We start from the raw sequence: 13,279 nt of genomic DNA, 5'->3' as shown, positions 1-13,279 counted from the left end.
GTTGCGGAACACAACTGGAACAGATAGTGTTTGTTCTGGGTTTGTTTTTCTGATTCTGGTTTCAGGACCCGTTGGGGCTGCCATGCTGACGCGCAAACAACATGAACTTCTGATGTTCATCCACGAACGGCTCAAGGAAAGCGGCATTCCGCCGTCTTTCGACGAGATGAAGGAGGCGCTCGACCTAGCCTCGAAGTCGGGCATCCATCGGCTGATCACGGCGTTGGAAGAGCGCGGCTTCATTCGCCGGCTGCCGAACAGGGCGCGCGCACTGGAAGTGCTGCGCCTGCCCGATTCGATCGCGCCCGGCCTCAATGCGGCGAGGAAGTTTTCTCCGAGCGTCATCCAGGGCGGCCAAGGCAATCTCGGCCGGCAGATCAAGCCTGCGGCGCCCTCGCGCGCGCCAACGCCCAGCAATGACGACGATGCCGTTTCGGCCGTGTCCATTCCGGTGATGGGCCGCATCGCCGCCGGCGTGCCGATCGACGCCATCCAGCACCAGACGCATTCGATCACAGTGCCGCCGGATATGATCGCGGGCGGCGAGCATTACGCGCTGGAGGTCAAGGGCGACTCGATGATCGAGGCCGGCATCTTCGACGGTGACACGGTCATCATCCGCAACGCCAACACCGCGAGCCCGGGCGAGATCGTGGTGGCGCTGGTCGACGACGAGGAAGCGACGCTGAAGCGCTTCCGCCGCAAGGGCGCCTCGATCGCGCTCGAGGCCGCCAACCCGGCCTATGAGACCCGCATCTTCGGACCCGATCGCGTCAAGGTTCAGGGCAAGCTGGTCGGGCTGATCCGCCGCTACTGAGCTGGTTGCGGCTTGGCCTCTGGCTTCTCGGGCCGCTTGTAAGGCGGCAGGCCCCTCGCCTCGCGCGAATAGCTTCGCTGCTCATGCCAGGGGCGATAGGGCTTTTCGACTGCATATTGAATGGCTGGTCGCGCCGTTGCCGATTGCGGGTCGAAGAAGACGGCAGCACTGCCGTCACGCGCGAGCTGGCGCTTGGTGACGACGAGAACCCGTGGATCGCGGCAAGGATTATAGGCCGTGGCGTCGTTTATGACGATGAGGTCGGCAAAGCTACAGGCCGGCCTGGCACTGTTGCGGTTTTCCGCCAACGCGACGATCGCACCGGAAGGATGCCGGCCGATGCAGAGATCACCGGTACAATAGAACGGCGAACCTGGCGGCAGGTCGACGGGATCGGCTATGTCGAGCGCGTCTTTGGCGAACGTCTCCGGCGGCACGATCGCTTCGGCCTTCAGCGCCCGTTTCCAGTTGTCGGTGGTGAATTCGTTGGAGCGGGCACGGTTGATGGCGAGTTCGCCGCCGCCGATCGGCATGGCCACCAGATGCGCGTCCTCGGAGATCAAAAGGTCCGGCGTGCGCACCTGCGGGATCGTCAACAGGCTGGCCAGAGCGAAAGGAACGGCCGCCAGCCTGAGCCAGGTGGTCGCCATAGTCGCGATGACGAGCGCGATCGTTGCCAGCAGCACCGACTGGATCGAGATCAGCCCTACGGCATCGACTGGCGACCATTGCGAAATCCACGCCGAGATCGCGATCATCGCCGTCAGGCCCTTGCCCATCAAATAGAGGAACGGACCATCGATGCCGAATGGCATCGCCAACGCGCTTAGGACGGCAAACGGCATGACGATTAACGAAACGATCGGCATGATCGCCAGATTGGCCAATAGGCTGAGCGGCGAGACGCGCTGGAAATGCCAGATGGCAAACAGCGCCGTAGCGCTTCCGGCAATGATCGACGTCATGGCGGCGCCACCCGCTCCGACCGCCAGCTTTCGCGACAGGAACCGCAGGAACGAGCGCTTTGCTGGCGGCGCCCTCTCCTTGCTGGCGCGGTAGTCGGCCCAGCCGGCATAGGCGCCGACAAGGGCGGCGGTTGCGGCGAACGACATCTGGAAGCTTGGGCCGACCACTTCATGTGGCGACACAAGGATGACGGCGACGGCCGAGATCGCCAGGTTGCGCATCGTCAGCGCCGCGCGGTCGAACAGCACGGCAACCAGCATGACGGCAAGCATGATGAAGCTTCGCTCGGCGGCGACCACCACGCCGGAGATGACGAGATAGGCGGCGATCGAGACAAGCGCGATGGCCGCTGCATATTTCTTCACCGGGCGCCGCGAAGAGAAATCCGGAAACAACGCGAAGGCGCCGCGCAGCAGAAGCATGATCGTGCCGGCGACCAGCGCCATGTGCAGGCCCGAGATCGAGATGATGTGGTAGATTCCGGTCCGCCGCATCGCCTCGTTGATGTCTTCGGGGATGCCGGCGCGAATGCCGACGATCAGCGCCGCGGCAATCTCGCCTTCGGGTCCGCCGACGGTGCTTCTGATGTGACCGGCAATCGCCTCGCGCGCGTTCTCGATCGCCGAGGTGATGCTCGCCCCAGCGGCCGGATCGGTTGTCGAAATGACTTTCGGGTCACCGAGGAAAAAGCCGCTGCCGCCGATGCCGGAAAAATAGCTATCGAAGGAAAAGTCATAACTTTCGGGGCGGACCGGTCCGGTCGGCGGCAAGAGCCGGGCATAGCCTGTCACCAGCGACCCTGCCTTCATCTCGGGCGGAATTCTGTGCGCCGAGAGCCTGACGCGATCCGGCGCGTAGCGCAGCGTCGGATGCGCGGTCGAGATGAGGTCGATGGTCAGCCGCACACGGCCATTGGCCATTTCCTCGGCGATGACGACGCGACCCGTCAGCCGCGTCTGGATTTCGGAGCCGAGCATCGGCGTTGCGGTCCGCCATGTCTCGACTTTCGCGGCGACAAAGCCCAATGCGCAAAACAGCGCCGCCATGAAGAGAAGATGCGTCTTTGGCCAAGAGCGGGAAATGGCCGCACAGACCGCCATCAGCGCTACCGCCGCCTGCGGCCTGTAGAGATCGGGCTCCGCGTTCAGGGAAAAATAGAAGATCACGCCGGCAGCCAGGAACACCGGCACCAGCAGGAAGGCGATGCCGCGGTCGAGCTCGGTTGTAGCGGCTACAACGACGCTTTGGCGAAACGCGGAAAACGAGGCGCGGCTGAACTGCCGTCGGATCCGGTCGATGGTTGCCGACTGTGGCGGCTGCAGGGCGGCACCGCCGTCCGGCGGTAAAATCTCACCAGCCGGCCGCGGCATCGGAAGCGAAACCGGCGTCGCTTCAGCAGGCGCGGTGCCGGCAAACAGCAGGCGCTCGCTGACGCCAGCCGTCGTCCCCTCGCCCTCCACCGCGCCCCGGCCACGTCCAGCCATCGGGTCTGCCCCTTGCGCCCCAGACCTCCTATGCTACATGAACCGCGACAGCGCGAAAGTCCGCGCAACCACCTCTGTTTTCAGTGCCATTCTGAGAGTTCCATGTCCGACAAGGTCGTCACCCGTTTTGCCCCCTCGCCCACCGGCTACCTGCACATCGGCGGGGCGCGCACGGCGCTGTTCAACTGGCTCTATGCCAAGCACACGGGCGGCACGATGTTGCTGCGCATCGAGGACACCGATCGCGAGCGCTCCACCGAGGCGGCGACGGCCGCCATCCTGGATGGACTGACCTGGCTCGGCCTCTCTTGGGACGGCGAAGCAGTATCGCAGTTCGCGCGCGCGCCGCGCCACCGCGAGGTGGCCGAGGAGCTCGTGCGTCTCGGCAAGGCCTACTACAGCTACGAGACGCCGGCAGAGCTCGAGGCGATGCGCGAGGCGGCGCGAGCCAAGGGCCTGCCGCCGCGCTACAACGGCCAGTGGCGCGACCGCGACCCGTCAGAGGCGCCTCCCGGCGTCAAGGGCGCCATCCGCATCAAGGCGCCGACTGAGGGCGAGACGATCGTGCACGACCGCGTGCAGGGCGAGGTGCGCTTCCCGAACAAGGATCTCGACGACTTCATCATCCTGCGCTCGGACGGCAACCCGACTTACATGCACGCGGTCGTCGTCGACGACCACGACATGGGCGTCACCCACATCATCCGTGGCGACGACCATCTGACCAACGCGGCGCGCCAGACCGTGATCTACAACGCCATGGGCTGGGCTGTCCCGTCGATGTCGCACATCCCGCTGATCCACGGCGCCGACGGCGCCAAGCTGTCGAAGCGCCACGGCGCGCTCGGCGTCGAGGCCTACCGCGCCATGGGCTATCTGCCCGAGGCGCTGCTCAACTATCTGGCGAGGCTCGGCTGGAGCCATGGCGACGACGAGGTGATGTCGATCAAGGACATGATCTCCTGGTTCGACATCGGCGACGTCAACAAGGGTGCCGCGCGCTTCGACTTCGCTAAGCTCGAGGCGCTGAACGGCGTGCACATGCGCCAGATGGACGACAAGGCTCTCTTCGACATCTTCGTCGCCACCTTGCCCTGTCTCGAAGGCGGACCGGCGCTCGCGGCAAGGCTCGACGACAGGCGCAAGGCACAGCTGCTGGCCGCCATGCCCGGCCTCAAGGAGCGGGCAAAGACGCTGGTCGAGCTCGTTGACGGAGCCGCCTTCCTGTTCGCGGAGCGGCCCCTGCAGCTCGATGAGAAGGCCGCGGGATTGCTTGGCGCTGACGCGCGCGCCATCCTTCGTGGTGCCCATGCAGCGCTCGCGGCGGTCCCCGCCGACTGGAGCGCCGCGACCGCGGAAGCCGCTATTCGTGACTTTGCGCAGGCCGGCGGCCACAAGCTTGGCGCCGTGGCTCAACCGTTGAGAGCCGCGCTCACCGGCCGGAGCACATCGCCCGGCGTGTTCGACGTGCTGGCCGTGTTGGGGCGCGTGGAGAGCCTGGCGCGGATCGGAGATCAAATCGATTAGGAGCGAACTGGCCCAAGAAGATTGGCATTGAAAGGTGTGTTTCGCAGTGCAACATTAGGCCTTGGCCCAATCTGGCACGCACTTCCTAAAATGCGGTGGTAAGTTCGCGCATTCCGGTGATTTCGACGTGTCGTTTGCAGGAATTGCCTTGCCGGCATGAGGAAACATAAAGGAGTTTGAGAATGAGCGAAGCTGCGACAAAACTGGAACCGGGCGGCAAGGCGCATGAGTCGACCGCCAAGCTCGAACTCGCCGGCAAGACCCATGAATTCAAGGTGCGAAGCGGCTCGACGGGGCCCGACGTCATCGACATCGGCGCGCTCTACAGCACCACCGGCGCCTTCACCTACGATCCGGGCTTCACGTCGACGGCGAGCTGCGAGTCGGCGATCACCTTCATCGACGGCGATGCCGGCATCCTCTTGCATCGCGGCTATCCGATCGACCAGCTTGCCGAACATGGCGACTTCCTCGAGGTCTGCTACCTGCTGCTCTATGGCGAACTGCCGACCAAGGCGCAGAAGGACGACTTCGATTACCGCGTGACGCGCCACACCATGGTGCATGAGCAGATGTCGCGTTTCTTCACCGGCTTCCGCCGGGACGCGCATCCGATGGCCGTCATGTGCGGCGTGGTCGGCGCGCTGTCGGCCTTCTACCATGACTCGACCGACATCTCGGACCCGTACCAGCGCATGGTCGCCTCGATGCGCCTGATCGCCAAGATGCCGACGATCGCCGCGATGGCCTACAAATACCATATCGGCCAGCCCTTCATTTATCCGAAGAACGAGCTGAACTTCGCCGCCAACTTCCTGCATATGTGCTTTGCGGTGCCCTGCGAGGAGTACAAGATCAATCCGGTGCTGGCGCGCGCCATGGAGCGCATCTTCATCCTGCATGCCGACCACGAGCAGAACGCCTCGACCTCTACCGTGCGGCTTGCCGGCTCGTCGGGCGCCAACCCGTTCGCTTGCATCGCCGCCGGCATCGCCTGCCTGTGGGGCCCCGCGCATGGCGGCGCCAATGAGGCGGCCCTCAACATGCTGGGCGAGATCGGCCATGTCGACAACATCCCGGAATTCATCGCCCGCGCCAAGGACAAGAACGATCCGTTCCGGCTGATGGGCTTCGGCCACCGCGTTTACAAGAACTATGATCCGCGCGCCAAGATCATGCAGAAGACCGCGCATGAGGTGCTGGGCGAGCTCGGCATCAAGGACGATCCGCTGCTCGACATCGCGATGGAGCTGGAAAAGATCGCACTCACCGATTCCTATTTCATCGAGAAGAAGCTCTATCCGAACGTCGATTTCTATTCGGGCATCACGCTGAAGGCGCTGGGCTTCCCCACCACCATGTTCACCGTGCTGTTCGCGGTCGCCCGCACCGTCGGCTGGATCGCGCAGTGGAAGGAAATGATCGAGGATCCCCACCAGAAGATCGGCCGCCCGCGCCAGCTCTACACCGGCGCCACGGAACGCGACTACGTGCCGATTGCGAAAAGGTGAACTTGAGCGAATAGCGAAATAGCGAGTAGCGAATAGGGAAAAGCAGCAAAGCGCTGAGCAGCACCCAGGCCCCTACTCGCTATTCGCTATTCGCTACTCCCTATTCGCTCTCTTGATGCATCCAAGAACCACCCCTGCAGCGATTTCGCCCGACGGCCTTTCCGTTGCCATGCGCCTCACGATCTCGGCGAAGCCTGCCTTCTGCCAGGCGCGCATGCCGGTATCGGCAAATAGGCCTTCCAACTGGCGGGCCAGGTTCTCCGGCCGGACATACTGGTTGTAGAATTCAGGAACCAGCGTACGGTCCGAGATCAGGTTGGGCAGCAGTGCCGACCATGTGGTCACCAGATAGCGTGAAATGACGCGCGCGATCGGATCAAGCTTGTAGCTGGACACCATCGGAACGCCCGAAAGCGCAAGCTCGAGCGAAACCGTTCCAGACGCGATCAAAGCCGCATCGGCCTTGCCGAAAGCCTGCCATTTGCGCTCCGCATCGGTGATGATCTCGGGCTTTTCGTCCCAACCCGCGACGGAGGTCCTGACCAGGTCGGCGACATGCGGCACGGTCGGCAGCAGCAGGCGCAACCGGTGGCCGCGCTGGCGCAAGACCGACATCGTCTCGCCAAACGGCTCGATCAGCCGGCGCACCTCGCCGCGGCGCGAGCCCGGCAGTACGAGCAGCGTCTTGACGCGATCCTCAGACAGGTCGCGCGGCAGGCCTTGCGCTTTGGCTGCACCAAGCACGCCCGGATCCTGCGTCAGGCGGTGGCCGACATAAGTGCCGGGCGGTCCGCCAAGCCGGGCAAGCGCCTTCACCTCGAAAGGCAGGATGCAGAGAATGTGATCGACATAGGGCTTCATCGCCACCGCCCTGCCCGGCCGCCATGCCCATACACTCGGACACACATAGTGGACGATCGGAATGGCGGGCGCGGCAGCGCGGACCTTTTTAGCGACGCGCAACGAAAAATCGGGGCTGTCGATGGTGATCAGGCAATCCGGTCGCTCCGCCGCGATTGCGGCGGCTGTCTGGCTGATCCGCCGCATCAGCCGCGGCAAGTCGCGCAAGACGGCGCTGAAGCCCATCAGCGCGATCTCGCTGCCGTCGAAGAGCGGTCTCAGCCCCAATTCCTGCAAATGCCGGCCGCCAATGCCGATCAGTTGGATCTTGCGGCCGGTGATCTTCTCCAGTGCGCGCACGATGTCGGCGCCGAGCAGGTCGCCGGATTCCTCGCCGGCGACGATGGCGATCTTAAACGGCTTCTCATCGGCCATCAGCCGGCTCCGTTACTGGGAGACCGACGATGAACAGGCCAAGCGCATTGGCCCGCGTCAGTGTCGCCGGGCCTTCGAGAATGAGCGAGCGGCCTGATTCGACGGCTATGCCGGCAAGCCCCGCGGCATGTGCCGCCTCTACCGTCTGCGGGCCTATCGAAGGCAGGTCGGCGCGCAATTCCTGACCAGGCTTGGCGCATTTGACGAGAACGCCGCGCGTCTTTCCGGCGAGTCTGCCGTGATGCCGCAGCTCTTTCGTCCGCTCCAGCAGGCCGGCAGTGCCTTCGATGCCTTCCAGCGCAATGGCCCGGCCGCCGATCGCAATCGCCGCCTGCCCGATATCAAGCGCGCCGATGGCCTTGGCCGCAGCGCGACCCGCCTCGATATCGCGCCAGTCGGACTTGCTTGGCTCGGTTGCCGTGAGCGTGCCTCTGCCGGCGGTCAGTTCGGGGACGACCTCGTGCGCGCCGACCACCTTGATGCCGCGCTTTTCCAGGCCGCGCGTCAGAACCTTCAGAAGTCCGTCATCGCCGCGCGCCAGTGCGACGATCACCGACGGTACGATCGCCAGCAATCCGAGGCTGGGGCGCATGTTGCTCAGCCTTGGCCTGCGCTTGATCTCCCCGGCAAGAACCAGATGGCTGACGCCGTGGCGTTTCAGCGTCGACACCAAGGAACCGATCTGTTCGAGCGCCATGGTGACGTGCTCGTATCGGCTAAGCTGCTGCTCACGGTCAGCCTCACCTTCCATCAACAGAATGAAGGGCGGATAGCCGTGCGCGGCGAGACCGTCGGCGACCTCGACCGGCAGGTTGCCGCCGCCGGCAATGATGCCGACCCTGGAGCCCGGCGCGAGTGCAAGCGCTGATCCGGCGGGCTCAGCCCTCGTCATCGCCGTTATCATCGTCGCCGCCACCCTTGAGTGACGGGACGGCATAGTGCCGCTTGCCGCGGCTGGTGATGAAGTCGATGATCTTCATGGCCGTCGGCGAGGAGGCGAATTCGGCCTTGGCGATTTCGACATTCTCGCCGACGGTGCGGGAGCGGTCGAAGATCATCCTGTAAGCCTTGCGCAGCAAATAGATTTCAGCGCGCGGCAGGCCGGAGCGCTTCAAGCCTATGATGTTGAGGCCACGCAGGCTGGCGCGATTGCCGACGGCGATCGCATAGGGGATGACGTCGCCGACAAAGGCCGAGCACCCACCGAGAAAGGCGTTGTCCCCGACACGCACGAATTGATGAACGGCGCTGAGGCCACCGATATAGACGTTGTCGCCGATCTCGCAATGTCCGCCGAGCGTCGCTCCATTGGCGAAGGTGGCGTTTTTGCCGACGACGCAATCGTGAGCGATGTGGGCGTAGGCGAGGAAATTGCCGTTGTCGCCCACTGTCGTCTCGCCGCGGCTGGAATCCGTGCCGACATGCATGGTGACGCCTTCGCGGATGGTGCAGTTCTCGCCGATGATCAGCGTGGTGCGCCCGCCCTTGTGCTTTGTGTTCTGCGGCGGGCCACCCAGGATCGCCATCGGATAGACCTTGGTCGCGGCGCCGATAGTGGTCGCGCCCATCACCGAGACATGGCTGAACAGTTCGACACGGTCGCCGATCACCGCGTCGGCGCTCACATGGCAGAACGGCCCGATGCGGACGCCTTCGCCGAGTTGGGCGCCTTCTTCGACGATCGAGGAAGGATGAATTGATGTCTCGACTTTCATGAGCATTTCGAACCTCAGCCGGCAACCATGGCCGAGATCTCGGCCTCCGCCGCCTTCGCGCCGTCCACCATCGCCTCGCAGGCGAATTTGAGCAGGTTGCCGCGCATCTTGATTTTCTTGACGTGGATCCTGAGTTGGTCGCCTGGACCGACCGGCTTGCGGAATTTTGCGTTGTCTATGGTCAGGAAATAAACCAGAGACGGCTTTTCCGTGTTGAGGCTGCGGATGCAGATAGCACCGGCCGTCTGGGCCATGGCCTCGATGATCAGCACGCCCGGCATCACCGGCTGTTCCGGAAAATGACCCTGAAAATGCGGCTCGTTGATGGTCACGTTCTTGATGCCGACGGCCGAATCGTTGCCGTCGATATCGACGATGCGGTCGATCATCAGGAACGGATAGCGGTGCGGCAGGAGCTTCATGAGCCCCATTATGTCGACCGCTTCGAGTGTCGTCGCTACCATGTCAGCCATTTCCGTCGCCCTGCTTGCGCGTCCTGGCCAGTCTGCGCAGCATCGCGATCTCGCGCATGGCTTCCGCCATCGGCTGCGCCGGATAGCCTCCCCAGACCTCGCCCGCCGGCACGTTGCTCATGAATCCGCTTCTCGCAGCAAGCTTGGCTCCCGGACCGATGGTCAAATGGTCGGCGAGGCCGACACCGCCACCCATGGTGACGTTGTCGCCGACGACGACGGACCCGGAAATACCCGAAAGCCCGGCTATAATGCAATTGCGACCGATGCGAACATTGTGGGCGATCTGCACCAGATTGTCGATCTTGGTGCCTTGGCCGATGACTGTGTCGGACATCGCGCCGCGATCGACGGTCGAGTTGGAGCCGATCTCGACATCGTCCTGGACGATGACGCGGCCGATCTGCGGCACGCGCTCGGGCCCCTTGGCGCCGGCCACGAAGCCGAACCCGTCCTGGCCGATCCTTGCGCCGCCATGGATGATGACGCGATTGCCGATCAGCGCATATTGGATGCTGGCGCCCGGACCGACATAGCCGTCGCGGCCTATCTTGCAGGAGCGGCCGATGACGGCGTGGGGCGCAATGACCGTGCCGGCGCCAATCGAGGCGTCGGGACCGATCACGGCGCCCGCCTCCACGATCGCGCCGGCTTCGACATGCGCGGACGGATCGATATGCGCCTGCGGTGAAACACCGGTTTCCCCGGTCATCGGCCCTGGAGTGGCAGCTTGCGGAAAGAGCAGCCGCCCGACCATGGCGAAGGCCTGCTGCGGGCGCGGATGCACCAGCACCGCGATCCCTTGCGGGGCTCTGTTGGCAAAGTCGGCGGGACACAGGACCGCGGCCGCCTTGAGCGACTGCATCAAAGCAAAATTGCGCTTGCCGTCGACGAAGACAAGCGCACCATCGCCGCCCTCATTGGCCGGCGCCAGCGCTTCGATGGCAATATCGGCTTGCGAGGAATCGACGAGGTTGGCGCCGGTCAGATTCGCGACCTCGCCAGCCGTATACCGGCGTGAAGGCGCGAAGAACACCGGATCGGTCATTCCACAAATAGTATCCAGCTCGGTCGGATCAGTCTATTCCGGGCCGGCAGGCAGCCCGGAAACATCGTAACCCGCGGATTAGAAACGGGTCGCAATGCCGAAGTTGAATTCCTCTACGTCGTCGCCCGGCTGCTTCTCGACCGGGATCGCATAGTCGATGCGGATCGGACCGAACGGCGAAGCCCACATCAGGCCGACACCGACCGAAGCACGCAGATGCATGTCAGCCGATCCGGCCTGGATCAAAGTCGGATCGAGCTTGTTGCCATAGAGTGTTGCTGCGTCGGCGAACACCGCGCCACGCAATCCGAAGCTTTCCGGAATGACCGGCATCGGGAACTGGGCTTCCGCCGAGGCATTGAAATAGGTCGTGCCGCCGAGATGGTCACCACTGGTTCCAGCAGCCACAGGACCAATGCCGCCATAGGCGAAACCGCGGATCATGCGGTCATTGCTCTGGAAGTGGTCGAAAATGCGCAGATCGCCATTGCCGTAGCTCGCGATATAGCCGGCGCCACCCGACACCAGGCCGACTAGGTCCAGCTGCTCGGACAAGGTCTGATAGACACTCGCGCGCCCGGTCAGCTTCACCCACTTGGCGTCGCCACCGAGACCAGCGACCTCGGTCGTGCCGGTGATGTAAAGACCCTCATGCGGGTTCTTCATGTCATCGATAGTGTTGTAGACCAGCCCGAGGCTGACCGACGATTTCAGCCAAGGGCTTTGTTCGATGCCGTCTAGGATTGCCTGGGAGACATTGCAGTCTGCGTCGGGAATACCATCGCCATTGTCATCGCAGCCGTCCGCCAACTTATACTTTTCCTGGGCGATATTATACGCCAACTGCGTCGAGATACTGTCGGTGATCGGCAGGCCGAAGCGGATGGTCGCGCCGGTGACGTCAGTGTCGTAGTGTCTGTACTCGCGGGTCGACTTGTAGATATCGAAGCCCGCCGCGATGCGCCGGCCGAGGAAATACGGCTCCGTGAAGGAAATCGCATAGTCGCGCGAGTGCCTGCCGCCGCCGGCCGATAGCTTGATATACTGGCCGCGGCCGAGGAAATTGCGCTCGGTGATCGAGCCTTCGACGGACGGACCGGGCGTGTCGCCGCCGGTCGAATAGCCGGCGCCGACCGAGAACTCACCGGTCGACTTCTCGACCACGTCAACGACCAGAACGACCTGGTCGGGAGCTGACCCGGGAACAGTCGAGATGTCGACTTTTTCAAAGTAATCCAGCGCTTCCAGCCGCTTCTTCGCGCGCTGGATGAGAACCTGGTTGAAGGCGTCGCCTTCGCTGACGTCGAATTCGCGACGGATGACATAGTCGCGCGTGCGGTCGTTGCCGCGGATTTCGATGCGCTCGACATAGGCTTTGGTGCCCTGGTCGATGGTGTAGACGACAGAGATCGTGTGATTCTCGAAATTGCGGTCGCCACGCGGCGTCACCTGGGCAAAAGCATAGCCCGAACCGGCGACCTTCTCCGTCAGAGCGACGATCGAATCCTCGACGTCCTTGGCGTTGTAGACATCGCCCTTGTGGGTCTCGACCACCGATTCCAGCGACTTGGAGTCGACTTCGGGAATGCTGCTCTCGACGCTGATGTCGCCGAAGGTGTAGCGCTCGCCTTCCTGAACGGTGATCGTGACCGTGTATTTGTTCGTGGTGTCGTCGAGCTCGCCGACAGCGGAAACGACCTGGAAGTCGGCATAGCCGTGATTGTAATAGAAGCGGCGCAGCAACTCCTGGTCGGCGCGCAGCTTGTCCTCGTCATAGACGTCGTCGCGCAGCACGAACGAAAGCCAGGACGAACGCTTGGTGTTGATCACGTCCGACAGGCGGCGGCTGGAATAGGCGCTGTTGCCGACGAAGTTGATGGCCGCGATCTGGGTACGGCCGCCTTCGTTGATGTTGAAGACCACGTTCACGCGATTGTCGCCGAGATCCATGATCTGGGTGGTCACGGCGGCGTCGTCGCGGCCGATGCGCCGATAGGCAGCCTTGACCGCCTCGACGTCGGCATCGAGCGCCTGCTGCGAGAAGGTCGCGCGCGGCTTCAGCTGAATGGCCGCCTGGAGCGCGTTGTCCTTGAGCTTCTTGTTGCCCTGGAACAGGACCTGATTGACGACCTTGTACTCGGAAACCTTGACGACCAGCGTCGAGCCGACCTGATTGATCTGGACGTCCGAGAACAGCCCGGTGCCGAACAGAGCCTTCACGGCGCTGTCGATGTCGGCGCTCGAAAACGCCTTGCCCGGCTTGATCGAGATGTAATTGCGGATGGTTTCGGCATCGACACGCTGGTTGCCGCTGACCTCTACCCTGCTGACGACTGCTGCTTCGGCTACCGATATGGCAACGAACTGCACTGCGAGCGCGCCTGGCAAAACCAGCGCGGCGGACAAAGCCGCCGCGGACGCGGCGCTCAGAAACTTGGATGCTGCCTTCATCGGGCTTTTGTA

The 13,279-nt window shown here is 63.4% G+C and carries 10 protein-coding genes; 3 read left to right on the top strand and 7 right to left on the bottom strand.

Annotated elements, in window-relative coordinates:
• Positions 1-82: 82 nt before the first annotated feature.
• Positions 83-817: a transcriptional repressor LexA gene (gene lexA, locus ABID26_RS09830; RefSeq protein WP_126100401.1), complete on the top strand. Its 735-nt coding sequence runs from the start codon at positions 83-85 to the stop codon at positions 815-817.
• Here lexA and ABID26_RS09825 read toward each other — a convergent pair.
• On the bottom strand, positions 811-3,267 hold the full coding sequence (locus ABID26_RS09825) for a ComEC/Rec2 family competence protein (protein ID WP_292299386.1): 2,457 nt from the start codon (positions 3,265-3,267) through the stop codon (positions 811-813). The genes lexA and ABID26_RS09825 overlap by 7 nt on opposite strands.
• A gap of 102 nt (positions 3,268-3,369) precedes the next feature.
• Here ABID26_RS09825 and gltX point away from each other — a divergent pair, with 102 nt between their 5' ends.
• The gene (gltX, locus tag ABID26_RS09820; protein WP_292344214.1) at positions 3,370-4,794 is read left to right on the top strand and encodes a glutamate--tRNA ligase; all 1,425 of its coding nucleotides are present in this window, start codon (positions 3,370-3,372) and stop codon (positions 4,792-4,794) included.
• A 182-nt stretch (positions 4,795-4,976) separates the two neighbouring features.
• On the top strand, positions 4,977-6,305 hold the full coding sequence (gltA, locus tag ABID26_RS09815; protein ID WP_126100404.1) for a citrate synthase: 1,329 nt from the start codon (positions 4,977-4,979) through the stop codon (positions 6,303-6,305).
• Positions 6,306-6,398: 93 nt separating this feature from the next.
• On the opposite strand, the gene lpxB is transcribed toward gltA, so the two are convergent.
• From lpxB to bamA, 6 genes are all read right to left on the bottom strand, one after another.
• Positions 6,399-7,580 (bottom strand): lipid-A-disaccharide synthase, encoded by a 1,182-nt coding sequence (lpxB, locus tag ABID26_RS09810; RefSeq protein WP_292299382.1) that lies wholly within the window; start codon positions 7,578-7,580, stop codon positions 6,399-6,401.
• Positions 7,570-8,472, bottom strand: a complete 903-nt coding sequence (locus ABID26_RS09805) for an LpxI family protein (protein ID WP_292299380.1) — start codon at positions 8,470-8,472, stop codon at positions 7,570-7,572. Before ABID26_RS09805 ends, lpxB begins: the two co-directional genes overlap by 11 nt.
• On the bottom strand, positions 8,459-9,295 hold the full coding sequence (lpxA, locus tag ABID26_RS09800; RefSeq protein WP_126100407.1) for an acyl-ACP--UDP-N-acetylglucosamine O-acyltransferase: 837 nt from the start codon (positions 9,293-9,295) through the stop codon (positions 8,459-8,461). Before lpxA ends, ABID26_RS09805 begins: the two co-directional genes overlap by 14 nt.
• Before the next feature lie 14 nt (positions 9,296-9,309).
• Positions 9,310-9,768, bottom strand: coding sequence for a 3-hydroxyacyl-ACP dehydratase FabZ (gene fabZ / locus ABID26_RS09795; protein ID WP_126100408.1), 459 nt, complete (start codon positions 9,766-9,768; stop codon positions 9,310-9,312).
• Positions 9,761-10,816, bottom strand: a complete 1,056-nt coding sequence (gene lpxD / locus ABID26_RS09790; protein ID WP_126100409.1) for a UDP-3-O-(3-hydroxymyristoyl)glucosamine N-acyltransferase — start codon at positions 10,814-10,816, stop codon at positions 9,761-9,763. The genes fabZ and lpxD overlap by 8 nt, the downstream gene beginning before the upstream one ends.
• Positions 10,817-10,894: 78 nt before the next feature.
• Complete coding sequence (bamA, locus tag ABID26_RS09785) at positions 10,895-13,267, bottom strand: outer membrane protein assembly factor BamA (RefSeq protein WP_126100410.1); 2,373 nt, start codon at positions 13,265-13,267, stop codon at positions 10,895-10,897.
• Positions 13,268-13,279 lie beyond the last annotated feature (12 nt).

The organism is Mesorhizobium shonense (assembly GCF_040545255.1).
In the GTDB taxonomy this organism is placed as follows: domain Bacteria; phylum Pseudomonadota; class Alphaproteobacteria; order Rhizobiales; family Rhizobiaceae; genus Mesorhizobium; species Mesorhizobium shonense.
Note: the sequence above shows the minus strand (reverse complement) of the source record. Positions and strands in the feature narration are given on the sequence as shown.